The organism is Rhodococcus sp. H29-C3, from assembly GCF_030063405.1.
GTDB lineage: Bacteria > Actinomycetota > Actinomycetes > Mycobacteriales > Mycobacteriaceae > Rhodococcoides.
This window is the reverse complement of the sequence record NZ_JASITC010000013.1, coordinates 50,204-74,661: the sequence shown is the minus strand read 5'-3', so window position 1 is coordinate 74,661 and position 24,458 is coordinate 50,204. Positions and strand designations below refer to the sequence as shown.

Here is a 24,458-nt window from a genome sequence, read left to right as displayed (position 1 = left end):
TCCGTCGCAGGCGCGTTTTGCGTTGCGTGACCGGCGATTGCGCGCAACCGAGACTGTAGGAGCGTGGCTGCCATCTTGTCGGAGCTACCCGCTACAGTGAAAATATCGGGCCGAGCCTCCAGGCCGCCCACATTCCCGCACCAACTCTGCAAGGACACCTATGACTGATTCAAGAACCGCCGACGTCGTCGGAAACAACTTTCGGAAGTTGCCACTTCATGACATGAATGCCGCGATGCTCACGCTCTCGATCAACTACGAGGTCGGCGATCAACCCCTCGTACAGAGCGCGATGGGTCTCGCATCCCAGGCGCATCGTGACCAAACCCGACCCGGGCAAAACGGCACCGCCGAACCGTACATTACTCATCCACTACGAAATACACTGCGACTCATACGATTCAACTGCCGCGACGAAGAGGTCCTCGCCGCAGCAGTCTTGCACGACACCGTCGAAGACCAACCCGTGCGACTCGTCGAACTCATGGATGGCGACCACAGCGCGAATCCGAGAGTTGAAGCCGCGCGATTGCTGACAGCTCATTTCAGTAGGACAGTGTCGGACACCGTCTGGTCCGTCACCAACCCGCCGCGTCCGGCCGGGCTCACCAAAGAACAGAAGAACGTGACCTACGTCGAGCACGTGAAAGCCGTCATCACCGATCCACGAGTCTTTCTGGTGAAAGTCACAGACTTCATCGACAACGCCGGTAGCCTGAGTGCCCTCACCGATCTCGACAAGCGAAATCGATTGCGCACCAAATACGCACCGTTGGTGCCGATCTTCCAGCAAATGACACTAAGCCACGGAACCGAGCTGGGGCTGAATCCCGACGGGCTCGAGCGGCTCACCAGTTGCCTCGATAGGCTGGCCGAATCACTGCGCGAGGAATCCGAATCGGACGAAGGGGCGTTTACCTGACTCTTCGAAGCATTCCCTCCCCCACCAGCCGACAAATAGATCTCGTCGGACTGGGAACATCGCTGACGGATTTCATGGTTCGTCCGAGAAGGCTCGCCAACATATGTCGTTACGACGGGCTTGATCTTCGAGAACCAGCTCACGAATCGGTTCGGACAGTTTGTTGCGCTGCCAATCTCGTTCAAGCGTGCCCGCATCTGGGTCGTGAGGGTTCGCACTGCGCACTGCCTTGATCGCATACGCTGCCGCCCCCAGATCATGTTCGGCAACGTGTCCGACACACGCGGCCTGACCAGCCGAGTACGCAGCGAAGCGGGCCGCACCTCCAAGGGGTCTCGCTGCGCCCATCGCATGCCCTCCAGCTGCACGCGCCTGCATCATCGGTTGGCGACCATCTGCCCACGCCCGAGCGGCCGCAATCGCGTCCCGGGGGCGCGCGTCGTAAAGCCGTTCGCGCTCGAAAAGAAACAGAACATGGTCGGCGCATTCCGCGGCCCACAGGGCGAGCAACCGGTGATCAGTATCCGTCAGAAAGCCACCTCGACGGACAGTCACCATGCGAGTATCTCGAACCTCGGGCAGAATCACCGCAGCTCCGTACTTGGGTCGCGTCGTCGATCACCGGAAGGTCAGAGTCTATAGCTCTCGGACAGCATCGTTTGAGCCGCGGACTCATCGAGATCCTATTCGTAGCCCACGACGGGTATCCGACTCCACCACGCGGAGGAATTCCATCCTTCGACAGCTCCTAGCCCAAACACCCGTCACGCCCCCAGGAGTCAGTGCCACTATCGGTATGGCTTGCTGAATGTTCTCCCGATACGTTTCGAATATGCCGACCCGGTGCCTTTACGTGCGACCTAAGTCACCGACATCGCTTGCAGCGACCCGACTATGGTGAGGATGACTCTCGGCCTCGGAGGTAGATCGCACTATGACAGTGAAGGTAGTCATTCTCGGCGCAGGCTATGCCGGTATCAGTGCAGCGCAACGCCTTGCCCGACGCGGCGTCGATGCGGACGTCACGGTGGTCGACCAACGCGACCAGTTCATCGAAAGAATTCGGTTGCATCAGTTCATTTCCGGTACCCATGCAGCTGCAACACCCCTCAGGTCGATCCTTCCCACGTCGATAGAATTGAGAATCGGCGCGGCAGAGTCGATCGACTTCCATGAGCAACGACTTCAGCTGGCTAGTGGCTCTCTCGACTACGACTACCTCATCTACGCAGTCGGCAGCCACAGCCATACCGATTCGATTCGCGGATCTGCTGCCAATGCAGTCACGATCGGAACTTTCGAGCAGGCACAACGCGCTCGCTCGCGCATCGAACAGCTCCCTCCTCGTTCGACAATCACGATCATCGGCGGCGGACTCACTGGAATCGAAACAGCAGCAGAACTAGCCGAGAGCACCAGCCACCGCATTCGGCTGATTTCCGATCAGCGACTGGCCCCCACCGTCAGCGAGCGTGGACGACGCCTTCTGTACTCCCATCTCATTGCCGCCGACGTCGAGATCATCGACGACACCGCAGTGCTCGGTATCGCCGACGGTGGCGTGGAATTGTCGGACGGGAATTTCCTGACGAGCGATCTCATCATAGATGTGGCCGCATTCGGTGTTCCTGACCTCGCTCGGCGTAGCGGGCTGAGCACAGACCCTCGTGGAGCTCTGACCGTGGATGACACCCTGATCAGCAACAGCAACTCGACGGTAATCGGGGCCGGAGATGCGGCGGCAATTATCGGTTCCCCACTTCGTATGAGCTGCCAAGCTGCTATTCCAACCGGCGTCCACGCCGCGGAAACGGTCCTGAATCTCGTAGCTGGCACGACGCCGAAACCGTTGCGCCCCAAGTTCGTCGGCCAATGCGTCAGCTTAGGGAGGCGCAATGCAGTATTTCAGCTGACGAACTCTGCCGATCGTCCACGGTCAAGCGCAACGCTCACCGGACGTCCAGCCGCTCTGGTCAAGGAGCAAATATGCTCATCCACGATGTGGTTCGGTCACCGCGGCCCCATCAGTTACAGCTGGTCGTAGTTGGCAACAAGCAGCCACCTGCCGCCTTCCGAGGTGCGAATCTCACGTGGTTGACGCGACCGGACAGAACTAGCAAGCGCTTTGCCGAATTCATTCACATAGCGGCGGCTGCACAAACACCGAGTCAAGGCTCCGAACTGGAGGAGGGCCTCGGATCCTCATGCGGAGCCGCTCGGATAGTCGCAGTTTCGACGGTAACCAACTTCGGCAGGAGCGTGTCATTCACTCAAATGATTCGTGAACACCGCACGTCGAACGAAGCTGCATAACCGCAAGTTCGTGCAAAGATCCATGCGCATACGCGGATCCACCGCGTTTCCATCATGGAGACCCAATGACTTCCCCGATCGCTCGAGGCCTCGCGATGAAGACTCGCAATCCCTTCGCCGTATGGATCGGCCTCCCGCTGATCACCCTCGGTATCTATCACTTCGTCTGGTACTACAAAATCCACCGGGAAATGGCAGAGTTCGACCGCCGTAGGAGCGTCCCGGTCGCGGGCCCGATGCTTGTAATTTTGCTGCTTGGGTGGACGATCATCGCCCCACTCATCAGCTATTACAACACCGGTAACCGCATCAAGAATGCGCAGCGTGCGGCAGGCATCGAACCGACCTGCAGTGCAGTAGTCGGCTTGCTGCTCTGCTTCGTCTTCGGATTGCAGTCGCTGTACTACCAGGTGCAATTGAACAAAATCAACGAACACTTCGACTCTGCAGAACCTGGAACGGTTGTTGCGCTCGCTGCCTGACACTGGGCGCAATCATCGCCCTCGGAACCTAGGTTCCGAGGGCGATGTCAGCGACATCAGAACCGGATGACGCCCCGCAGGTTGAGGCCGGCGTGCATGTCCTCGAAGCCGCGGGCGACGTCGTCGAGCGTGTAGGTCTGAGTGATCAGACCGTCGAGCTCTAGCTTGCCGGCTTTGTAGAGATCGATCAGCCAAGGGATGTCAGCGCTCGGTGCCGAAGCACCGAAAAGCGATCCCACCAAACGCTTTTGGTACAGCGTCAATTCCATCGGGCTGATGGGGATCCCGACGTCGGTCATCTTCCCAAGACCCGTAACCACGCACACACCGGCCTTGCGGATCGATGAGAATGCCTGCGCGATGTGCTCACCGGTAGTGACACCGATAGTGACGATGGCTGCGTCGGCGCCCTGTCCGTTGGTCAGCGAACGTGCAACATCGGCTGCTTCCTCGAGAGTCGAGAATGCTTGTGTGGCACCGAACTTCAAAGCGCTGTCACGCTTGAAGGCAACAGGATCGACGGCCAGGATGTGCGCAGCGCCGGCGTGCGCGGCACCCTGGACTGCGTTGATGCCGATCCCGCCGATACCAATGACAATCACGGTCTGGCCCGGGTAGATCTCCGCAGAATTGACCGCCGCGCCCCAGCCGGTGCCGACGCCGCAGCCGAGCAGGCACAGCGATTCCAGTGACAGACTCTTATCGGCAACCTTGATGACGGAATCAGTACTAACAGTGGTGTATTCGCTGAAGGTGGACAAACCGCATGTCTGCGCCACGACCTCTCCGTCGAGGCTCAACCGAAAACTGTTCGGGTCGTCGGGGCGACCGCCGGTCATGATGGCGGCACCACGATCGCACAGGTTCTGCATGCCCTTTGCGCACCAGCGACACTTTCCGCAACCCGCGATGAACGAGAACAGCACGTGCTCGCCTTCTTCGAAGCCGATGGTCTCCGGACCGACCTCGACGATCACGCCGGCGCCCTCGTGCCCACCACAGATCGGGTAAACACCTACAGCGTGATCACCTTTCGCTATGTGATCGTCGGAGTGACAGATGCCAGAAGCCACCATCTTGACGGTGATCTCGTTTCTGCGGGGCGCGTCGAGGTCGAGCTCGACGATTTCGTATGTGCCGGGGGTGCTGCGAATGATCGCGCCACGGGTCTTCACGGTGTGTGCTCCTCGATGAGAGTTCTAAGGGATCGGTGCAGGAAAGAATTACGGGGTGACTTGAGAAGCCATCGCGGTGTAGAAGCCGTCTGCATACGGGGGCAGCACACCCCAATCGCGGCGTAGTTCCACCGCCGAAGCTTCGAACACCGCACGTGCGTGGCTGAACTCCTCGAAGCCCTCACGGCCGTTGTAGTGGCCCATGCCGGAGGCTCCGACACCGCCGAACGGTGCATCCTGAAGACCGGGGTGCATCATCACGTCATTGATGGTGACGCCGCCGGACAGAGTGTGGTCCAACACCTTTGCCTGTTCCTCAGCATCGGTGCCGAAGTAGTACAGAGCCAGCGGACGTGGGCCCGAGTTGATCTCGGCGAGGACGTCGTCGAGATTGTCGTAGCCGAGAACCACCATGGCAGGACCGAAGATCTCTTCACTACGGATGACCGAGTCGGAAGGTGGATCGACAACCATCCGAAGCGGACGACGTCCACCCTCGCTGGGCATCGCACCGGCCGGAGCAATCTCGACACGGGCACCGCGGGCAACGGCGTCGTCGATGTAGCCGTCGACGCGGGCAGCATGGCGCTCGTTGACCACGGAGACGGCGTCGGGGTTGCCTTCGATCGTCGGCAGCAGCTCCGCGTATACCTTCGCGGTCGACGCGACGAACTGTTCGAGCAGTTCGCGAGGAACATACGTCGTGTCCGGGTTGACACAGAGTTGGCCGGCGTTGGTGGTTTTGGCGACAGCTATCCGGAAAGCCGCGGCATCGATGTCGGCGCTGAGGCCGATCACTGTCGGGGACTTACCGCCCAGCTCCAGTGTGACCGGAACAAGGTTCTTAGCGGCATTCGCCATGACCAGCTTGCCGACCGAGGAGCTGCCGGTGAAGACGAAGTGATCGAACGGGAGCGAGGTCAGCAGTTCGGCCACATCGGGTCCACCGGTGACAATGGCGACGACGTCGGGATCCAAGGACGCGTCGACGATTTCGGCGAGGAGTGCGGCGGTGCGGGGCACTACCTCGGATGGTTTGAGGACGGCACGGTTACCGGCAGCGAGTACGCCCGCCAACGGACTGAGAACTGTGAAGAGCGGAGCGTTCCAGGTGCCGAGGATGCCGACAGAGCCCTTCGGCTGATACCGGACGTGTGCCTTGGCGCCGAGCTGGTCATAAGGGGCGAACACAGCCCGATCCTGCGGAGCCATCCACGTCTCGAGGTTGTCACGCGAGTTCTTCAAGCTGGTGATCGTGCCGAGTACGTCGTTCATCAGGGAGTAACCGCGTGGGCGTCCACCGAAGTCCGCGTCCATCGCTTCGACGAGGCCTTCGTGATGCGCGACGAGCATGTCGATGACAGCTTGAATCCGCTGTCGCCGCAGCTCGGCTGAGGGCTGGCCCTCGGTATTCGTTGCCGCGCGCTGACGATCGAGGATGTCGGTAATGCGCGCTGAATCTGTGCTGTTCTGAGCCATGTCCGAACGCTATGAGCTGGGCCACATCACTCGCGCCCAGGTCCCGGTGAGTGGAACTCGAAACTGACCAACCCGAAACCGAAATGGACCACCATCGACGGAACCGAAGCAGGCGTCTGTGCGTCTAACCCAACGACGAGCCGAACAGATGGGGGTCCCGTGCAGCGCCGATGGTTACCACTTCTCGCGGTGGCCGCTGTCCTCACAGCCTGCGGTCAAACCGTCGATGGAACGGCCGTCGCGGGGGTGCCGGGGCTGGCCGAGCAATTCGAACCCTGCAGCATCCCTGACGACGCCATCGCGGCGACGGGGCTGAATCCGAAAACTGGGTCAGGATGGCTGGAAGGGATAAGCGTCAAGGCCTGGACGGCGTGCGGTTGGGACGGCCCGACAATCAATTCCTGGTACCGCTTCAGTGTCCTGTTCTCGATTCAGTTCACCCTCGACGAGGTTCGACAAAACCCTGCATTTCAGGATTTCCAAGACATCAGCTTGGGCGGAAGACCGGCCCTCGAATTCGGACTCGAAGACATGCCCATAGACGAAGGCTGCGGCACCAGCTTCGACACCACAGAGGGCGTTGTGATGTTCACGCTCAGGACCTTCGGAACAGCCTCACCGCCAGGCGACCCGTGTGAGCTCATCCGCCGACACACCGCCGAGCTCAGTCAGTACTTCCCACCCTCGATCTAGCTGGACGGAATCGAAATGGCTCCAAATTCTCCGATCGAGTACTGGAACGGTCTCGCTACCGCAGCTGACGATGGGCATCTACTGCTCGACCCTGCGGCCGCACGACACTGCGACGCGGCATGCACCGAGTATTTGGCGACCCTAAAATCCAACCAAGAGTCAGCGCGCATGCTGGGAGACGTTCGGGGTATGGGTACTTTCGAATCCGGAATCGCGCTCGCCCGCAAATTCTCGCAAAAGGCCGTGGGTGGCCCGAACAACCTCGTCGACGTCCTCCAAAGCCATATCGACGTCGTCACGGCGATGCAAGCAGTGTTCCGAAAGTTCTTCGTCACTGCGGAGGACGTCGACGAGCACAACGCAACCTCGATCGGTCAGCACGGACCGCGGTAACCGAGTCGCTATCCGTTCCGCCCGCCGGCTTCTCTTGCCCTGATCAGTCTCCGCAGAGACCGGCCGGTGTCCGCCCACCTTCGATTGCGGCAAGGAATGCGAGAGTGTCCTCGGCTGAGGCACCCACCGTCGGCACATGATCGAGCCCATCGTAGACGGTGTAACCGACCTGAGATCCTTTCGCGCACAATGATTCAGCGAGAGCCGCGGAACCCGGTTCGGTCACCGAAGTATCCCCGCCGCCCTGCAGGATAAGCGTCGGTACACGAGGACTGAGACGATCGGGGTTTTGCTCGGTCAAGTAGGACACCAGCGGAGTGAAGTCAGCCCCGGGACGGATCACCTTGTCCAGCGGAACCGTGTCGGCGAGCGCCCACACAGCGTCGGTGCAACCGACCTTCGCAGCCTCCAAAAGCGGCGTCATCTCGTCTGTGACGTAGTTGTAAGCGTCAAGAGCGGGATCGGCTGCCTGCGCGCCGAGCAATATCAAGGGCAGGTATCCCAGTACCGCGCGAGCTTCGGTACCGCCGGCCACGAAGTACTCGACAGTGTCACCGAGGTTGTTGCCCGGCGAGATCGACACTGCACCACGCAGTTCGAGTTGCGGTGCTAGGTCCGGTCCCTGGTCAGCGGCGAACAATGCTGCATGCCCGCCTTGGCTATGCCCGGCGGCGTACCAGCCTGTGCCGACGCTGGAGTCCAGCTGGCGAGCTGCGCGCACGATATCGGTGACGGCTGCAGCTTCGGAGTCTCCGTTGATGTACGGATGAATCCCCGACGTCCCCAGCCCGACGTAATCCGTCTGCGCAACCACGTAACCGGCGCGCAGGAATTGGTCCAAGGTCTCGTTGACGTAGCGCAGATATTCACCGTCTGATCCGGGCACTGTTCCGGAGGACGGCGCGCAGGCGTCCGAAACCCCGGTAGTCCCGTGCGCCCAGCTGATTACCGGCCAGCCGGCTTCCGGAGCCTCGCCTGCGGGGATCGACACCGAGCCGGACACCTCGACGTCATCACCCTGCGGCCCACGGGACAGGTAGGTGATCTGCTCGCTACGTACGGCGCCGGGCAGGACAGCGTCGCCAGCAAGTGGCTGAGTAGCCAACAGCGTGCCGTGCTCTTTTGGCTGTTCCGCTTCAGAGCGCTCGCCGGTTGCGGAACCACAGGCCACCATCAGGCCGGCCGTCGCGAGGACAGCAGCCAAGCGAACTCCCCGGTGCAAGTGTGTGTTGATCTCATTCTCCCAAGCTGGATTCAGCAATTTAGGTCAAGTGACCTAATCGGGACATTAGCACTGCCGTAGTCTCAGGTCCATGCCTGCCCCGAGCACCCGCGAGGAGCTTCTCGATGCCGCTGAGCGACTGATTGCCGAGCGAGGACTAGCAGGCGTCTCGGTGCGCGAAGTCATTCGAGCTGCCGGGCAGCGCAACAACGGTGCAGTGGATTACTACTTCGGGTCTTGGCATGCACTGTTGATCGAGTTGTGGTCGCGTAGGGCCACCAGCGACGCAGTGGTCCGCGAACTCCATACCGCAGCCGAAGACGCACAAGACCGGCTCGGCGCACTGGTCGAGGCTTATGTACGCCCGTTTGTCACCGAGATCGCGGCATGCTCGCCCTCCTACTGGGCTCGGTTCAACGAACAGTGGCTGGCGGGCATCCGCAGCGATTTCGTCGCATCGCCACAGCCGCTGATGCCTGATGACTCGACCTATCCGCCGATTCCCGGACTGGAAAATTTGCAACGGTTACTTATGGACATCGCCACCGAACTCAGGCACCTACCCACCGGAGACCGCCCCGCCCGGGTGGCACTGGCCGCGCGATTTGTGGTCTCCGCGCTCGCGTCATGGGAGCGCGATCGGGTGGCTGGCGTGTGGCGCGATCTCGACGCCTTCGAGACCGAATTGTGTGCACTGATGCTCGCCCTGCTACTTACTGGATCACATGCCCATTGACTGCCACCGAGCCGGGGTTCTCGTGCTCGGACTCGGTTGCCCAGCCAATCCCCCAGTTGGGTTGCAGCTTCCCCCAGCAGAAAGATTTAATGGAAAGCGTTGCGGCACAAATTTACTGAACTTTGACCGGTATCGCGGAGCCCGGGAGCGCAACCGGATTCAGTTCTGCTGAGCCTTCCTGTCGGTATGGGATGCCAAGATGTCTGCATGTCACGATTCGACGAAGGTTTCGCACCACCATCAGCCTGTGTGCAGTGGTGCCAGCTGCGCACGTACGATTTGCACGTTCTGGACGATGGTGTCGAGATCGACCTCGACTGGTGGAACAATCATCTCGACCGCGCAGGTCACGATATTCGACTTCGCGGACGCGACCTCGACGGGCACCTCGTCTCCGACGGAGTAGCGACTGTACAGCGCAACGACCTTCACATCGGCACTGATCTCGCCGACGGCGACCACGACTCGCTCGGCCTCCTCTTTCTGTGTGCCGCATGGCAGGGCAGCCACAAGAACCGCAAAGCGATACGGCGATTCCCCGACGTCCACAACCCACATTTGACGCGTCCAGACGAGAATCCAGTTGCGAAAACATTGACGGTGCTCCAACGATGCATACGTGACCGCGTAGTACCGGAACTCCCGAACGGATCCTGGTCCGGATGGCCCGACACCCCAGGTGTCGGAACATCCCTTATGGCCACGTTTCTCTGGGCAGCCAAAGCATCCGTGGACGGTGGGCGCGCTCAGTTGATCGACCAGTACGGGGTGTCCACCCTCATTCACGAGGGGTGGCTGGAAGATCCCGCTGTCACCGGCTTCACGCGGCGTCGTTACGACCGCTACGTACAACTACTTTCCAACTGGGCTATCGATATCGGCACCAGCCCAGAACTGATCGAGATGTGGCTCGTTCAACGGTGGAGCGCTCGAAAGTCCGAAGCACGCTTCGGCAGTAACGCGCAGCCGACTCTGTTCTGAACCGCGCACTGCCACAGATACATCGACGATGTAATTTGCTACACCCCCACCGGCGGAGGAGTGATAGCCAGGGTGGAACCAAAACCGGGGTCTCTGCGTCTAACCTAACGACGAGTCCAACGGATGGGGGTCCGATGCAGCGCCGGTGGGTACCACTTCTAGCGGTCGGCGCCGTCCTCACAGCCTGCAGCCAACCCGTCGAGGGAGTAGCCGTCGCAGGGGTGCCAGGGCAGGCCGAGCAATTCGAACCCTGCAGCATCCCGGACGACGCGATCGCGGCGACGGGGCTCAAACCGGAGACTGGGTCAGGATGGCTGGAAGGGATGAGCGTCAAGGCCTGGACGAATTGCGGGTGGGAAGGCCCGCAAGAGGATTCCTGGTACCGCTTCGATGTCTTGTTCTCGATTCGATTCACCCTCGACGAGGTTCGTCAAAACGTTGCGTTTCGGGACTTCAAGGAAGTCAGCGTGAGCGGCCGACCCGCCCTCGAGTACCTGTTCGAGGGCAGGCCCTCAGAAGAGGGCTGCGGTACAAGCTTCGATACCGCCGAGGGTGTCGCAATGATCTCGGTCGACGCACTCGGAACGGCCCCACCCCAGGGTGACCCATGTGAGCTGGTCCGCCGACACACCATCGACCTCCAGCAGTACTTTCCTCCGTCGATATAACTGAGAAGGAACACCATGGCTTTGCAATCTCCGATCGACTACTGGAACGGCCTCGCAACCGCAGCAACCGACGGGCAACTGCAACTCGATCCGACGGCCGCACGGCATTGTGACAAAGCATGCAGCGAATATCTAGAGACTCTTGAATACAACACGGCGGCGGCACGCGAACTGGGAAACGTCGAAGGGTTCGGTACCTTCGATTCCGGAATCGCTCTTGCCCGCAAGTTCTCCCAAAAGGCCGTGGGCGGCCCGAACAACCTCGTCGACGTCCTGCAAAGCCATATCGACGTCGTCACATCGATGCAAGCAGTCTTTCGAAAATTCTTCGTAGCCGCAGAGGACGTCGACCAGCAGAACGCCGCATCGATCGGCCAGAACGGGCCTAGGTAGCCGACAGCCCCTCCGCTGGCTACCAGCGGTCTACGTGCAGAACAGTCTCGATAGGATCGCGCGGTGCCACCTTGAAGGTCTCACCCGTGTAATAGGCCGTCGGAATCAGCGCACCCTGATGAAACCCCTCGGGGATGCCGAGAATCTCGGCCACCTCCGCTTCACGGGCGAGATGTATTGTGGTCCAAGCGGTTCCGAGGCCACGTGCCCGGGCAGCCAGGGCGTAGTTCCACACAGCCGGTAGCAATGAGCCCCACAGTCCGGCTTGATTGCCACTCGGGAGCACCTTGCCTGCCTTGATGCAGGGAATCAACAGCACCGGCACTTCACCCATGTGTTCACCGAGCCACCCGGCACTGTCTCCGACACGCTTCTGGATCGGCCCCCGCTCGGGATCGTCGGCGAAAAGAGCGTTCGCTGAGTGCTTCGACGCCTGGTACTTGGCAAACAGTTCTCCGTAGATCGCGCCGATCTGTGAACGCAGGTCCGGATCGGTGACCACCACCCACTGCCAACCCTGCTGGTTCGATCCGGACGGACCTTGCAACGCGATCTCCAGACACTCCTTGATCACGTCCAACGGCACGGGCCGCGTCAGATCGAGACGCTTGCGGACGGTACGCGTCGTGGTCAGTAGCTCGTCAGGTGTCAGGTCGAGAGTCGGGTACGAAGTCATCCTTCGATCATGCCCCAGTTCACTGGAGCTCAACCTTCCCGCGATCGATGACGAGGAGATCGCTTGCCTTCACCGTGTGGCTTCCGATATCCGCGATTCATTTGGCTACGCGCTCCCACATCTGCAGGTAAGCCTCGGCACCGTGACTGAGGTCCTCGATGAATTGGTCGCCGTCCGCACCGGCCACCAGTTGCGCATCTGCAATCCAGTCCGGGATCAACCCGTACTGTGCCGCACCATCGGTGTTGACGTCGAAAACTCGTTCGCCGGTGCGCTGACGGTCCATCACGGTACCGCCGTCGAACGTGGTGAACGGGTAGCTCAGCGGATTCTCGGCGGCATCCGCGCGGGGTGGAACTTGCGGGGCAAATCCGTTGGTATCGGCGCCGAAGCCGAAGCCGTAGTAGTTGTCGTCATTGCGCTCCGCCCGGTATGTACGCCAACTCTTCAGGAAATCGGCCGGTGTACTTGCATACTCCGAGACGAATCCACCGAGCGCGTAGATACGAGGCACGTTGGTCGGATCGGTCCAACCGTGGCTCGACACCACACCCGAGTAATGAGCGGCATCGAGCATCTTCAAGGTGTCGTCGGCGGTCTTGACGCTCATGTGGTCGATGTCGACGATCATGCCGCGGTCCATCATGCCCTCGACCGCATGCTCACCGAGAGCGCTAAGTCCTCGGGTGTTGCATTGCGGGCCGTCCGGGTAGCTGAGTCCCGAGCTGCCTGTCGGTAGTTCGGCAGACATGCTCCCGAGATTCCCCGGGATGATCGACATGAGCGGATTGTCGGCGGCCTCACCGGTGCAGGGCTCTACCTTCCAGAACTTGCCTGTTCCCAGAAAGTTTCCGATGTTGACCGCAACACCGGTGAGGCCGGGATCGAATCGTGTTCCGCCGAGGGCGTTGTCGAACTTGTGGGTGAGGATGACCTGGCGGACACCCATTCCGTACACCTCGTCGAGACCTTCGTCGATGTCAGCTTCGGTGCACTGCGGCTTGTCATTACGCAGGGTGCAGCCGAACATTTCTGAGACCTCGATGCCCAGGGTGACGGCCAGCTTGCCGTCGGCCGCCACCCGGCGGACCTCCTCCGGTGAGCTGACGATACGGAACCAGCCTTTGCCTGGCCCGCCGTACTGGGCGTCGATGTAGTCCTGCATGTCGCGGACCTGCGCGGCCTGGATTCGGACGGTGTCCATCTCGTTGCACGGGTTGCGCTTACTCGGATACAGCTCGCACAACACGCGGTTGGCTACGAACATGTTGGTGAAGATGCGCAGTCCACCGCGCCAGGCGCGTTCGACCCACTTGTAATAGGTCTGTTCGTGGGTCTGCGAGTCCTGGGCAGGCCAGTCCGCGAAGGTCGGCCATCCCGTGGTGTCGTGTTCCTCGAACGGTGAGCCACCCGAAAGAATTTGCTCGAGCAGGGCGGGCCTTCCGGTGCTGCCGTGGTCGGGGCAGTCCTGCAGGGCGGCGGTTATACCCTGTGGGTCGAACGGTCTGCCGCAGTGGACATTTCCGCCCATGAACTCCGACGCGTCCAGATGCACGTGCGTGTCGATGAAGCCACGGACTTCACCGTTGGGTCCGGTGGCGGTCGACGGTGTACCGGTGGCGTTGACTTCGGAGTCGGGGAAGTCGGCGCATCCGTCCGTCGGAGTGACAGTGAACTGGCCGTCATCTGAATTTCCACCAGGATCGGTCAGAGTCAGACCGGAATCGACGGAGGTAAGTTGGTTGCCGTTCTCGGTCGCGGTAACGCGGAACTCACCGTCGGTGTGGGTCAGTGTCCAGTCAGTATTCGGGAGGGCATCGCGCGTCGAAACCACTGACTTATTGCCATCATGAGCTAGAAGGTCACCTTCCGGACCGAAGAACATGAACCGGCCCAATTGGGCGGCGTGGAGTCGAAACGGTTCGGCTTCTTCCGCGGTGGCGTCGGCGCGGTAGCCGTCGCCGACTCGCCGTACGAACTCCCCGCTCGGCCCAGCCTGGAGCGCATAACAGCCGTTGGCGAGACCGTAGACGGGATTCTCAGCGAGGGGGTCGAGGCCCGCTGTCGGCTGGGCGACTGACAGACCCGCCGACGCGACGGAGAAAGCGAGCGCCGCGGCCAGCGCCTGAGAGAGGAGGCGTATGCGCCGCGAGAGGATGGCCATGTGTTCCGTGGTCCCGTCAGTTGAAAGGCTCGACTCCCGCAAAAGCGTAGATCGAATTGGACTCGGGGTCCGCACTTTTGAACCATTTTGGAAACTGGGGCACTAACGAGACTGAAACCGTTCTTTGGATTATGACAAATCACACAACCGGCACTTCAGTTCCTCCGCCGACCGGCCGTCATACGTTCGAAGAGCGATTCGGTCCTCGAGCCTTGAAGTAGGCGGATCATCCTGTACAGGTACGCATTTCGCGTTCACAGGTGGTTCTCGATGATGACCGCTCCTTCGGGACGAGATTAAGAAATGACTGGCATTCAAGACAGCCAGGGTGGCTCGATCATCTATCTATCACTTCGTCTCGATTACAAGATCCATCGTGAGTTGGCGGACTTCGATCGCCGCACAAGCGCTCCCGTCGCCGGCCCCATGCTCGTTCTTCTATTACTCGGATGGACTGTCATCGCCCCACTCGTCGGTTACTACAACACCGGCAACCGGATCAAGAACGCTCAGCGTGCAGCAGGCGTCGAGCCGACGTGCAGCGCAGCCGTCGGGCTACTCCTTGCTTCGTAGTCAGATTGCGGTCGCTCTACCATCACGAGGTCAACGAGCATGACGCCACGTGCAGCCTGGAATGGTCGCTCCCGGACGGCCTGAACCTATGCAGGCTTGACGGCCGAAAGTCATACGTCGCCGAAAAACCCTGAGCGCTAGACCTTTTTCGCGAAATACCCGACCGGCGAGAATCTAACGTTCTCGGCACGCTGCCCGGTCGAAGTCGACCCGCTCTCGTACTCCGATGTGCTCGCCCAGTCGCGCTATGCTTCGGCCATGGGCAAGTTGAAGAATGCAGTAGAAGGACTGTTCAAGCGGAAGAAGACTATTCCAGAACCCGCGGCCAAGCAGCTCGATCGTTGGGCCGACGAGGGTGGAACACTTCCACCCGAGCCACCCAGAGCTCCTGGCACTCGGTAAATTTAAACCAAACGTAACAGGGCGTTCGGCCGGATCCCTTGTCTCCATGACTAAAGTCGAATTTTCCTGCAAAGAAACACGAGGTCGATCGATGCAACTGGTTCCATCGGACACGGAGAAGTTGCTCCTGAGTGTGGCCGGGATGGTAGCCCGTGACCGACGTGAAAGAGGCGTCGTCCTGAACTATCCGGAGGCGACAGCGCTACTGTCCTGCTGGGTGATGGAGCGAGCCCGCGAGGGTAGACGCGTCGCCGAACTGATGACCGAGGGCAGGAACGTGCTCAGCCGGGAAGAGGTCATGGAAGGCGTCCCGGAGATGATCGGTGCCATTCAGGTAGAAGCGACTTTTCCCGACGGTCGCAAGCTGGTCACCATCACGGATCCGATCCAATGATCCCCGGCGAATTTCGCTTACGCCCCGAGGCCGTGGAACTCAATGCCGGCCGGGAGCGCCGCACCCTCCTGGTGGTCAACACCGGAGACCGGCCAATACAGGTCGGCTCACATTTGCATCTGCCCGACGCCAACTCGGCCTTGGATTTCGAGCGTGACCAAGCCGAAGGCTTCCGTCTCGATGTGCCTGCAGGCACGTCGGTACGACTCGAACCCGGGGTAAGCCGGATGGTCGACCTCGTGGCTTTGGGCGGCCGCACACGCGTACCGGGCCTCCAGATCAAGACCGATACCAACACTCCATCGGCGAAAGAGAAGTCATGAGTTGGATCGATCGCCTCAAGTACGTACAGCTGTACGGGCCGACGACGGGTGACCAGATCAGGTTGGCGGACACCGACCTGTGGATCGAGGTTGCCGAGGATCGCACTGCCGGAGGCGACGAAGCCACGTTCGGCGGAGGCAAGACGATCCGCGAATCCATGAGCCAAGGCCATTCGATGCGTTCCGAGGGCGCGCTCGATGTTGTGATCACCAATGCGGTCGTTCTCGATCACTGGGGCATCGTCCGCGCCGACGTCGGAATCCGTGACGGTCGAATCGTGGCGGTCGCCAAGGCCGGCAACTCCGACATCATGGACGGAATCCGCCCCGACATGCAGATCGGGCCTGCCACCGATGTGATCTCGGGAGAAGGCAAGATCCTCACCGCGGGTGCCGTCGACACGCATGTGCACTTTCTCAGTGAAATCGAGATGCGCGAAGCACTGGCGACCGGCACAACGACGGTCATCGGCGGCGGCACCGGGCCCACCGAAGGATCGAAGGCGACCACTGTCACCGGCGGCGCATGGGCGCTCACGATGATGCACCGTGCACTCGACCACATCCCTCTCAACGTCATCCTGTTCGGCAAGGGCAGCACCGTGTCGCAGGGAGCATTGCGTGAAGACGCGCTGGCAGGTGCCGGCGGATACAAGATCCACGAGGATTGGGGTGCAACCCCGGCCGCGATCGACGCATCGCTGCGCGCCGCCGACGAGTTCGGTCTGCAGGTCGCACTGCACGCCGACAGCCTCAACGAGACTGGTTATGTGCAAAGCACTCTCGACGCTATTGCCGGACGCGGCATCCACGCGTTCCATTCCGAGGGCGCAGGTGGTGGCCACGCCCCCGACATCATCACGGTGGTCAGCGAGCCGAATGTGCTTCCTGCATCGACCAATCCGACGCTCCCGTACACCGTCAATACCGTCGACGAGCACCTCGACATGCTGATGGTCGTCCACCACCTCAATCCGAAAGTGCCCGAGGACCTGGCATTCGCGGAGTCTCGAATTCGGGCCTCGACGATGGCTGCAGAGGACATCCTGCAGGACATGGGCGCGATGTCGATCACCTCGTCCGACGCGCAGGCAATGGGTCGGATCGGCGAAGTAATCTGCCGCACTTGGCAAGTGGCGCACGTGATGAAGAACCGTCGCGGTTCACTGGGTTCCTCCGAACCTGCCGACAACGAGCGGGCACGCCGCTATGTAGCGAAGTACACGATCTGCCCCGCCGTCGCGCACGGTATAGATCACGAGATCGGGTCGGTGGAGAGCGGCAAGATGGCGGACCTCGTTCTCTGGGATCCGGCGTTCTTCGGGATCCGCCCATGGGCGGTCATCAAATCCGGGGCAATCGTCGCAGCGCCGCTCGGCGACCCGAATGGTGCGGTGCCGAATCCGCAGCCGGTCCTGACTCGCCCGACGTTGCCGGCTGAGGCTGCCTCCGCCGCACACCTGGCAACGACGTTCGTCTCGCAGGCAGCACTCGACGATGGACTGGCCGACCGGCTGGGACTGACCCGAAAGTTGGCTGCTGTCCGCCCGACTCGCAATATCGGCAAAGCGTCCATGCCCAACAACACGACGCTGCCGAAACTCGACATCGACCCGGAGACGTTCGCGATTTCCATCGACGGCGAACTTGTCCGGCCGAAGCCGGTGGACGTAGTGCCGCTCGCGCAGCGTTACACGATGTTCTAGGCGAATCGATGACCGGTCATATCGGAGCGCTCCTCCTGGGCGACGCGCGGCTCCCCACTGGCGGACACATCTATTCGGGCGGTTTGGAGCCGGCGCTAGTGGCGGGCATGCCGCCCGAGCGAGTTCCGGATTACATCCGAGCGCGGTGCCGGACGGTGGCAACAGTCGAGGCATCGGCTGCTGTATTGGCTTATCGTGCAGCACAATCCGACGACCCGTCGGGACTCGAGTCCGTTCACGATGCTCTTCTCGCCCGGACCACCAGCGAACCGCTGCGCAACGTTTCGGGAATGCTCGGGCGCGGACTGGTCCGAATGGCACTGAGACTGTGGCCCGAGCACCCCGCGGTCACGGCGCTCGTGGCTATCGATCGCGCACCGATGCGTCCCGTCGCCCTGGGCGCCGTCGCTGCGGTCATGGGTATTGGTGAAGCGGCCGTTGCTCGCGTTTGTTTCTACGACGACATCCAAACTGTTGCTTCGGCAACGCTCAAGCTCGCGCCCATCGATCCCGTCGACCCGGTCTCGTGGGTACTTTCTCTCGAACCACTGATCGACACATTGGTCGACAACGTCCTCGCCGTCGAATCCGTCGACGACATGCTCGCCGCCACCGCGCCAGAAGCCGAACAGTGGTCACTGAACCACGCTGGTAAAACAAGGAGAATTTTCATTGCCTGACAAGACCGAACAGACCAACGGCGCCGACGCACCACCGCGGCGTGCTTTGCGCCTCGGCATCGCAGGCCCCGTCGGCACCGGCAAGAGCACATTGATCGCCACTATCTGCCGTGCCCTCGCCGACGAACTGGAAATCGCCGTCGTCACCAACGATATCTACACCGACGAGGATGCACGGTTGCTTCGCTCGGCGGGAGTGCTTCCCGTCGAACGCATCCACGCCGTCGAGACCGGTGCATGTCCGCACACTGCGATCCGCGACGACATCACCCCCAACCTGCTGGCGGTCGAGGATCTCGAAGCCGAGTTCGCACCACTCGATCTGGTGATCGTCGAGAGTGGCGGCGACAATCTCACCGCCACATTCAGCCCCGCTCTCGTGGACGCGCAGATCTTCTGTCTCGACGTCGCAGGGGGTGGCGATGTGGCACGCAAGGGTGGCCCCGGCATCGAACGCGCAGACCTACTGCTCGTGAACAAAGTGGACCTCGCTCCATACGTGCGCGTCGACGTCGAGCAGATGGTGGCCGACGCCAAGGAGGCCCGGGATGGGCTTCCAGTGTTGGCGTTGAGCTGGGACGACACCGACGCTATCGCCAGACTCGCGCAGTGGGTACGACAGATCCTCGACGATCACAGGAACGGCCGTCACGTGCCCCGGGATCCGGGCCCGATGGCGCCGCACAGTCACTCCGACGGCACGCAGCACAGTCATACGTGACCGAAACGGTTACGACGAAGGTCCATGTCGAGTTGGTGAGTGGCCGGGCACGATTCACCGAAATGCGCTCCGGCACATTCCTTCGCGCGCAACCGTTGCACGTCGACGGACCGGTTGCGCGGCTGGCGCTGATCGGGAGCTACGCGATGCTCCTGGCGGGAGACGATCTCCGACTCGACATCCATGTCGGCACTGGAGTGTGGCTCGAACTGGTCGAACCGTCCGGCACGGTGGCCTATCACGCACAGGGTGGTTCGGCGTCGTGGTCGGCGTCGATCCGGGTCGACGATGATGCCCAGTTGGTTTGGCGCTCTGCGCCGTTCGTCGTGACCGCCGGAGCCAACGTGCGAAGGCATACCCAGATCGGCCTCGGCGACGGCGCTCGCGCCCTGATCTCGGAAACACTCGTCCTCGGGCGCACCTACGAGGACGGGGGCGGGCCCCTACGTTCGACGATGCGGGTTGATCACGTGGGCAAGCCCCTGTTGGTGGAGGACCTCGATCTGCGTGACACTGCGCATCGCGACCTGCCAGGGGTGCTCGGTAGCAATCGCACGATGGCGTCGGTGCTACTCGCCGGAGCACGGCCGGGAGCAGCCGAGGGCGTGCACGAGACGCGGCTGGCGGGCGCGGGGGCTCTTGCGCGGGCATTGGCTTTGCAAGCGCACGAAGCTCAGGCCGTGGTCGACCTCTCGTGGGACCGCTGGTCGAAAGAGTACCTCGACCCGGCGGACCACCGTCGGAAGTCGGAAATCATTGCCACGCAGGCCGTTTCGCCGACACACTCAGCTGATTCAGAGTGAGTGTGCCGGCCATGGGTCAAAACTGATCGATACAGGTCCGATCTGTATCGATAGAGGGGTCCATTCATACGATTGCGTCGTATGAATGGACCATTCAAGCGATCGAATTACTTCTGCGCAGCCGCCAACGCATCGTTGAACGTCTTGCTCGGACGCATGACGGCAGCGGTGGTCTCGGGGTTCGGGTAGTAGTAACCACCGATCTCGACGGCCTTTCCCTGGGCGTCGTTGAGTTCCTTGACGATCTTTTCTTCGTTGTCGGCCAACGCCTTTGCCAACCCGGCGAAGTGCTTCGCCAATTCCGCATCCTCGGTCTGCTCGGCGAGCTCCTGCGCCCAGTACAGCGCGAGATAGAACTGGCTGCCACGGTTGTCGAGTTCACCGGTCTTGCGCGAGGGCCCCTTGCTGTTCTCGAGCAACTTGCCTGTCGCCGCATCCAGTGCCTTGCCCAGAACGGTTGCCTTGCCACCTGTCTTGCTACCGAGATCCTCCAGGCTGACGGCCAGAGCAAGGAACTCACCAAGCGAATCCCACCGCAGGTGGTTCTCCTCGATGAGCTGCTTGACGTGCTTCGGCGCCGAACCGCCTGCACCGGTCTCGTACAGTCCGCCACCTGCCATCAGCGGAACGATGGAGAGCATCTTTGCACTGGTGCCCAATTCGAGGATCGGGAACAGGTCGGTGAGGTAGTCACGCAGAATGTTGCCCGTCGCGGAGATAGTGTCGAGCCCGCGGACCAGACGCTCCATCGTGTACCGGATCGCACGAACCTGCGACATGATCTGGATGTCCAGACCCTCGGTGTCATGATCCTTCAGGTACGTGCGCACCTTGGCGATCAGTTCGTTCTCGTGCGGGCGGTACGGATCGAGCCAGAAGACCACCGGCATTCCCGACTCGCGGGCGCGGCGCACAGCCAGCGCAACCCAGTCCTGGATCGGTGCGTCCTTCACGATGCACAGGCGCCAGATGTCGCCCTCTTCCACGGTCTGAGTCAGCAGCACCTCACCGGTGGCGACATCGGTGATGTTGGCGATGCCGGCCTTCGGTGCCTCGAAAGTCTTGTCGTGCGAACCGTATTCCTCGGCCTGCTGCGCCATCAGTCCAACGTTGGGGACGGTGCCCATCGTCGTCGGATCGAACGCGCCGTTCGTCTTACAGAAGTTCACCATCTCCTGATAGATGCGCGCGAACGTGGACTCGGGGTTGACGGCCTTGGTGTCCTTCGGACGACCATCGGCGCCCCACATCTTGCCGCCGGCCCGGATCATCGCGGGCATCGATGCATCGACGATGACGTCACTGGGAGAGTGGAAGTTCGAGATTCCGCGTGCCGAATCCACCATGGCCAGTTCCGGCCGATGCTCATGACACTTGTGCAGATCCTCGATGATCTCGTCACGCGTGGAGGCGGGAAGCGTCTCGATCTTGCTGTACAGATCGGACAGGCCGTTGTTGACGTTGACACCGAGCTCTTCGAACAGGTCGCCGTGCTTGGCGAATGCGTCTTTGTAGAAGACACGGACAGCATGCCCGAACACAATGGGGTGCGAGACCCGCATCATGGTTGCCTTCACATGCAGCGAAAGCATGACGCCGGTTTCGTAGGCGTCCTGCATCTGCTCCTCGTAGAAGTCGAGCAATGCCTTCTTGCTCATGAACATCGAGTCGATGACGTCGCCGTCTTTGAGCGACACGTTCGGCTTCAAGACGATCGACTCGCCGTCGGCGGTCAACAGTTCCATCTTCACGTCACGATCGCCATCGACGACCGTGGACTTTTCGCCATGGTAGAAATCGCCGTTGCGCATATGCGCAACGTGGGTGCGCGATGCCATCGACCATTCGGTCATGCTGTGCGGGTGCTTGCGGGCGTATTCCTTCACGGCCTTCGGCGCGCGGCGATCGGAGTTACCTTCGCGGAGAACGGGGTTGACCGCACTGCCAAGGCACTTCGTGTAGCGATCACGAATGATCTTCTCTTCGTCGGTCTTCGGATTCCCTGGAAAGTCCGGGATCGCGAAACCTTTGCCCTGAAGCTCTTTCACGGCCGCGATCAGCTGCGGCACCGAGGCGCTGATATTCGGAAGTTTGATGATGTTGGTGTCGGGCAGTTGCGTCAGCCGACCCAGTTCGGCCAGGTTGTCCGGCACCTTCTGATCCTCGGAGAGATAATCGGGGAACTCGGCAAGGATGCGGTTGGCCACGGAGATATCGCTCGATGCAACGTCGATGTCGGCCGCACTGGCAAACGCACGCACGACCGGCAGAAACGCATGCGTCGCAAGCATCGGCGCCTCGTCGGTCAGGGTGTATATGATGGTCGGCTGTTTCGCAGTCATGTTTCGCCTTTGCCTCAGTTTTCAACGTCGTCTTTTGGATACGTCCCCCCAACTTTAAGCTTTCGATCCGGCGCCGTGCGGAGCAGTAGCGGGATACGACCCCTACTTACCAGTAGCATCACGCCGCCGTGGCCGAAATGCCGTCACCGCCGATCAGGTGCAGCAATGGGGGTCGAGCACCACACGCAGCGCGTCGAGCGCCTCGGTACGCGCGGAGTAGTAGACATTCATGCCCCGACGGACAGCAACGACCATGCCTGCCTTCTTGAGCTGGCCGAGATGGTGACTGACCGTCGACTCGGCCAGCCCTATCGTTGCCGCGAGGTCGCACGTGCAGATCTCCCCCACAGCGTCGGTCAGTAGAACCGAGAGCAGCTTGAGGCGCGCAGGATCCGCGAGAGCCTTCAACCGCACTGCCAATTCCAGGGCCTCGCCGTCGGCCATCGGCTGCGCAGAGACTGGCGCACAGCAGAGTGGGGCCGTGGCATCGATCAGCGGCAACGTCTTGGGCATGCACCCCAGACTACTACCTTCTTGACTTATGTCGAATCCGCGCGCATTGTGACTGAGTAAGCAATTCGACATACGTCACACAGGTGGAGGTACTCCAAATGTCACGCGCCCAACTCGCCCTCAACGTCGACGACATCGATCAAGCGGTCACGTTCTACACCAAACTTTTCGGAACCGGTCCGTCGAAGGTCAAGCCGGGCTATGCCAACTTCGTGATCGCAGAACCACCACTCAAACTCGTTCTCATCGAAAACGTCGGACAGGGAGGGACTTTGAACCACCTGGGCATCGAAGTCGAGTCCTCGGCCCAGGTTCACGACGAAATCGCCCGGTTGACCGGCGAAGGCTTGTTCACCGACGAAGAGATCGGCACCACGTGCTGTTTCGCGACACAGGACAAAGTGTGGGTCAGCGGACCTTCCGGTGAACGCTGGGAGGTCTATACCGTCCTCGCCGACTCGGACACTTTCGGAACCAGCCCGTCTTTACCGAACGAACCGATCAAGGGCGAGCCCACGTGTTGCGGCGGAGACTCATCGGCGAGCGCCACGCCATCGACACCCGCCTGCTGCTGACCGCGGACCAACGTCGACCCAGGATGATTCAGCCTTTTCTGATTACAGATTTGGATGTACCAGGACGGCGCGGACCTACTGACCCATATTTCCGTGCTGTCACGCTTCGGGCACGCACTCTCGGATGAGACGCGCAGGCAGGTGTTGCTCGCGCTCAAGACCGAGCCGCGATATCCGGCCGAACTTGCCGATTCCCTGGGCGTGACCCGCCAAAAACTGTCCAATCACCTCGCCTGCCTTCGTGGATGCGGCCTGGTGGTGGCAGTACCCGACGGCCGAAGGACTCGATACGAGTTGGCAGACGCCAACATCGGTCGCGCGCTCGACGATTTGCTCGCTGTCGTACTTGCCGTTGATCCGACGTGTTGTCTCACTTCCGACGTTGACGGATGCTGCTGATGTCCGCAGAACTGGGAATGCCCTTTCCCACAGCTTCTCCGACGGCCCAGCGCCGAGCCGTGCTGGGCCGTCGCATCCGATATTTCGTCGCTGCGACGATCACCTACAACGTAATAGAAGCTGCGATCGCCATCACCGAGGGTGCACGAGTGTCCTCCACCGCGTTGATCGGTTTCGGCTTGGACTCGATCATCGAGGTCTCATCCGCTGCCGCCGTGGCATGGCAATTCTCGGCCACGAACCCGGAGTCCCGGGAGAAGATCGCGCTCCGCATCATCGCCTTCTCCTTCTTCGCACTCGCCGCCTATGTGGCGATGGACGCGTTGCGCGCACTGTTCGGATCGGAAGTGGCTACACACTCGACGGTCGGCATCACTCTGACCGCGGTGAGTGTGGCCGTCATGCCATTTCTGTCCTGGGCACAGCGTCGGGCCGGCCGTGAGTTGGGATCGGCAACTGCTGTCGCCGATTCCAAACAGACTCTCCTGTGCACGTACCTTTCGGCCGTCGTGCTCGTCGGCCTACTCCTCAACAGTTTTCTCGGGTGGTCCTGGGCCGACCCCATTGCCGCCCTCGCCGTCGCAGGTCTCGCAGTCAAAGAAGGCCTCGGTGCGTGGAAGGGTGATACCTGCTGCGCAACACCCATCTCTGGCGGACTCACCGTTGACGAGACCGACTGCGATTGCTGCGATTGAGCGCTTCATGCATTCTCCCGGGCCGAGATGCTCGA

General features: G+C 61.2%; 28 protein-coding genes. 20 read left to right on the top strand and 8 right to left on the bottom strand.

Going from position 1 to position 24,458, the window contains the following annotated elements; all coding sequences use genetic code 11:
- Nucleotides 1-160: 160 nt before the first annotated feature.
- A complete protein-coding gene (locus QMK32_RS21045) occupies nucleotides 161-922 on the top strand; it encodes an HD domain-containing protein (RefSeq protein ID WP_283477233.1) in 762 nt (253 codons plus the stop codon).
- 72 nt (nucleotides 923-994) lie between these two features.
- On the opposite strand, the gene QMK32_RS21040 is transcribed toward QMK32_RS21045, so the two are convergent.
- A complete protein-coding gene (locus tag QMK32_RS21040) occupies nucleotides 995-1,510 on the bottom strand; it encodes a putative immunity protein (RefSeq protein WP_283477232.1) in 516 nt (171 codons plus the stop codon).
- A gap of 346 nt (nucleotides 1,511-1,856) precedes the next feature.
- Here QMK32_RS21040 and QMK32_RS21035 point away from each other — a divergent pair, with 346 nt between their 5' ends.
- Together QMK32_RS21035 and QMK32_RS21030 are read left to right on the top strand one after the other, a co-directional pair.
- The gene (locus QMK32_RS21035; protein ID WP_283477231.1) at nucleotides 1,857-2,966 is read left to right on the top strand and encodes an NAD(P)/FAD-dependent oxidoreductase; all 1,110 of its coding nucleotides are present in this window, start codon (nucleotides 1,857-1,859) and stop codon (nucleotides 2,964-2,966) included.
- A 334-nt stretch (nucleotides 2,967-3,300) separates the two neighbouring features.
- Nucleotides 3,301-3,717 carry a DUF4234 domain-containing protein gene (locus tag QMK32_RS21030; RefSeq protein WP_283477230.1) on the top strand — a complete coding sequence of 139 codons (417 nt, stop codon included), beginning with the start codon at nucleotides 3,301-3,303 and terminating at the stop codon, nucleotides 3,715-3,717.
- 56 nt (nucleotides 3,718-3,773) lie between these two features.
- Here QMK32_RS21030 and QMK32_RS21025 read toward each other — a convergent pair whose 3' ends face one another.
- Together QMK32_RS21025 and QMK32_RS21020 are read right to left on the bottom strand one after the other, a co-directional pair.
- Nucleotides 3,774-4,892 carry an NDMA-dependent alcohol dehydrogenase gene (locus tag QMK32_RS21025; RefSeq protein WP_283477229.1) on the bottom strand — a complete coding sequence of 373 codons (1,119 nt, stop codon included), beginning with the start codon at nucleotides 4,890-4,892 and terminating at the stop codon, nucleotides 3,774-3,776.
- Nucleotides 4,893-4,940: 48 nt separating this feature from the next.
- Nucleotides 4,941-6,371 (bottom strand): coniferyl aldehyde dehydrogenase, encoded by a 1,431-nt coding sequence (locus tag QMK32_RS21020; RefSeq protein ID WP_283477228.1) that lies wholly within the window; start codon nucleotides 6,369-6,371, stop codon nucleotides 4,941-4,943.
- 159 nt (nucleotides 6,372-6,530) lie between these two features.
- On the opposite strand from QMK32_RS21020, the gene QMK32_RS21015 reads away from it, so the two are divergent.
- The gene (locus QMK32_RS21015) at nucleotides 6,531-7,064 is read left to right on the top strand and encodes a DUF3558 domain-containing protein (RefSeq protein ID WP_283477227.1); all 534 of its coding nucleotides are present in this window, start codon (nucleotides 6,531-6,533) and stop codon (nucleotides 7,062-7,064) included.
- A 15-nt stretch (nucleotides 7,065-7,079) separates the two neighbouring features.
- Nucleotides 7,080-7,457 carry a hypothetical protein gene (locus QMK32_RS21010; protein WP_283477226.1) on the top strand — a complete coding sequence of 126 codons (378 nt, stop codon included), beginning with the start codon at nucleotides 7,080-7,082 and terminating at the stop codon, nucleotides 7,455-7,457.
- Nucleotides 7,458-7,500: 43 nt separating this feature from the next.
- On the opposite strand, the gene QMK32_RS21005 is transcribed toward QMK32_RS21010, so the two are convergent.
- Complete coding sequence (locus tag QMK32_RS21005; RefSeq protein WP_283477224.1) at nucleotides 7,501-8,661, bottom strand: alpha/beta hydrolase family protein; 1,161 nt, start codon at nucleotides 8,659-8,661, stop codon at nucleotides 7,501-7,503.
- A gap of 109 nt (nucleotides 8,662-8,770) precedes the next feature.
- Between QMK32_RS21005 and QMK32_RS21000 the strand changes: the two genes are divergently transcribed.
- The 4 genes from QMK32_RS21000 to QMK32_RS20985 all read left to right on the top strand — a co-directional run bounded on the left by QMK32_RS21000 (nucleotide 8,771) and on the right by QMK32_RS20985 (nucleotide 11,457).
- A complete protein-coding gene (locus tag QMK32_RS21000) occupies nucleotides 8,771-9,415 on the top strand; it encodes a TetR/AcrR family transcriptional regulator (protein ID WP_283477223.1) in 645 nt (214 codons plus the stop codon).
- Nucleotides 9,416-9,622: 207 nt separating this feature from the next.
- Nucleotides 9,623-10,396: an 8-oxoguanine DNA glycosylase OGG fold protein gene (locus QMK32_RS20995; protein WP_283477222.1), complete on the top strand. Its 774-nt coding sequence runs from the start codon at nucleotides 9,623-9,625 to the stop codon at nucleotides 10,394-10,396.
- 134 nt (nucleotides 10,397-10,530) lie between these two features.
- Nucleotides 10,531-11,064 carry a DUF3558 domain-containing protein gene (locus QMK32_RS20990; RefSeq protein WP_283477221.1) on the top strand — a complete coding sequence of 178 codons (534 nt, stop codon included), beginning with the start codon at nucleotides 10,531-10,533 and terminating at the stop codon, nucleotides 11,062-11,064.
- A gap of 15 nt (nucleotides 11,065-11,079) precedes the next feature.
- Nucleotides 11,080-11,457 (top strand): hypothetical protein, encoded by a 378-nt coding sequence (locus tag QMK32_RS20985; RefSeq protein WP_283477220.1) that lies wholly within the window; start codon nucleotides 11,080-11,082, stop codon nucleotides 11,455-11,457.
- A gap of 19 nt (nucleotides 11,458-11,476) precedes the next feature.
- Here QMK32_RS20985 and QMK32_RS20980 read toward each other — a convergent pair whose 3' ends face one another.
- Both QMK32_RS20980 and QMK32_RS20975 read right to left on the bottom strand, forming a co-directional pair.
- On the bottom strand, nucleotides 11,477-12,133 hold the full coding sequence (locus tag QMK32_RS20980; RefSeq protein ID WP_283477219.1) for a nitroreductase family protein: 657 nt from the start codon (nucleotides 12,131-12,133) through the stop codon (nucleotides 11,477-11,479).
- 97 nt (nucleotides 12,134-12,230) lie between these two features.
- Nucleotides 12,231-14,297 (bottom strand): amidohydrolase family protein, encoded by a 2,067-nt coding sequence (locus tag QMK32_RS20975; RefSeq protein WP_283477217.1) that lies wholly within the window; start codon nucleotides 14,295-14,297, stop codon nucleotides 12,231-12,233.
- A gap of 303 nt (nucleotides 14,298-14,600) precedes the next feature.
- Here QMK32_RS20975 and QMK32_RS20970 point away from each other — a divergent pair, with 303 nt between their 5' ends.
- The 8 genes from QMK32_RS20970 (at nucleotide 14,601) to QMK32_RS20935 (ending at nucleotide 19,899) form a co-directional block, all read left to right on the top strand.
- Complete coding sequence (locus tag QMK32_RS20970) at nucleotides 14,601-14,870, top strand: hypothetical protein (protein ID WP_283477215.1); 270 nt, start codon at nucleotides 14,601-14,603, stop codon at nucleotides 14,868-14,870.
- 258 nt (nucleotides 14,871-15,128) lie between these two features.
- On the top strand, nucleotides 15,129-15,272 hold the full coding sequence (locus QMK32_RS20965) for a hypothetical protein (protein WP_283477214.1): 144 nt from the start codon (nucleotides 15,129-15,131) through the stop codon (nucleotides 15,270-15,272).
- A gap of 91 nt (nucleotides 15,273-15,363) precedes the next feature.
- Nucleotides 15,364-15,666 carry an urease subunit gamma gene (locus QMK32_RS20960; protein WP_283477213.1) on the top strand — a complete coding sequence of 101 codons (303 nt, stop codon included), beginning with the start codon at nucleotides 15,364-15,366 and terminating at the stop codon, nucleotides 15,664-15,666.
- On the top strand, nucleotides 15,663-15,989 hold the full coding sequence (locus tag QMK32_RS20955; RefSeq protein ID WP_283477212.1) for an urease subunit beta: 327 nt from the start codon (nucleotides 15,663-15,665) through the stop codon (nucleotides 15,987-15,989). Before QMK32_RS20960 ends, QMK32_RS20955 begins: the two co-directional genes overlap by 4 nt.
- Nucleotides 15,986-17,695, top strand: a complete 1,710-nt coding sequence (locus tag QMK32_RS20950) for an urease subunit alpha (protein ID WP_283477211.1) — start codon at nucleotides 15,986-15,988, stop codon at nucleotides 17,693-17,695. The genes QMK32_RS20955 and QMK32_RS20950 overlap by 4 nt, the downstream gene beginning before the upstream one ends.
- 8 nt (nucleotides 17,696-17,703) lie before the next feature.
- Nucleotides 17,704-18,375: an urease accessory protein UreF gene (locus QMK32_RS20945; RefSeq protein ID WP_283477210.1), complete on the top strand. Its 672-nt coding sequence runs from the start codon at nucleotides 17,704-17,706 to the stop codon at nucleotides 18,373-18,375.
- Nucleotides 18,368-19,096, top strand: a complete 729-nt coding sequence (gene ureG / locus QMK32_RS20940; RefSeq protein ID WP_283477209.1) for an urease accessory protein UreG — start codon at nucleotides 18,368-18,370, stop codon at nucleotides 19,094-19,096. Before QMK32_RS20945 ends, ureG begins: the two co-directional genes overlap by 8 nt.
- Nucleotides 19,093-19,899 carry an urease accessory protein UreD gene (locus QMK32_RS20935; RefSeq protein ID WP_283477208.1) on the top strand — a complete coding sequence of 269 codons (807 nt, stop codon included), beginning with the start codon at nucleotides 19,093-19,095 and terminating at the stop codon, nucleotides 19,897-19,899. Before ureG ends, QMK32_RS20935 begins: the two co-directional genes overlap by 4 nt.
- Nucleotides 19,900-20,006: 107 nt before the next feature.
- Here the strand turns inward: QMK32_RS20935 and QMK32_RS20930 are convergent, their stop codons facing one another.
- Nucleotides 20,007-22,241: an NADP-dependent isocitrate dehydrogenase gene (locus tag QMK32_RS20930; RefSeq protein ID WP_283477206.1), complete on the bottom strand. Its 2,235-nt coding sequence runs from the start codon at nucleotides 22,239-22,241 to the stop codon at nucleotides 20,007-20,009.
- A gap of 153 nt (nucleotides 22,242-22,394) precedes the next feature.
- On the bottom strand, nucleotides 22,395-22,754 hold the full coding sequence (locus QMK32_RS20925) for an Rv2640c family ArsR-like transcriptional regulator (protein WP_283477205.1): 360 nt from the start codon (nucleotides 22,752-22,754) through the stop codon (nucleotides 22,395-22,397).
- Nucleotides 22,755-22,852: 98 nt separating this feature from the next.
- Here QMK32_RS20925 and QMK32_RS20920 point away from each other — a divergent pair, with 98 nt between their 5' ends.
- From QMK32_RS20920 to QMK32_RS20910, 3 genes are read left to right on the top strand one after another with little or no spacing between them, the layout of a single operon-like run.
- Nucleotides 22,853-23,329: an ArsI/CadI family heavy metal resistance metalloenzyme gene (locus QMK32_RS20920; protein ID WP_283477204.1), complete on the top strand. Its 477-nt coding sequence runs from the start codon at nucleotides 22,853-22,855 to the stop codon at nucleotides 23,327-23,329.
- 54 nt (nucleotides 23,330-23,383) lie between these two features.
- Nucleotides 23,384-23,728: an ArsR/SmtB family transcription factor gene (locus QMK32_RS20915; protein ID WP_283477203.1), complete on the top strand. Its 345-nt coding sequence runs from the start codon at nucleotides 23,384-23,386 to the stop codon at nucleotides 23,726-23,728.
- Complete coding sequence (locus QMK32_RS20910) at nucleotides 23,728-24,423, top strand: cation efflux transmembrane domain-containing protein (RefSeq protein WP_283477201.1); 696 nt, start codon at nucleotides 23,728-23,730, stop codon at nucleotides 24,421-24,423. Before QMK32_RS20915 ends, QMK32_RS20910 begins: the two co-directional genes overlap by 1 nt.
- Nucleotides 24,424-24,458 lie beyond the last annotated feature (35 nt).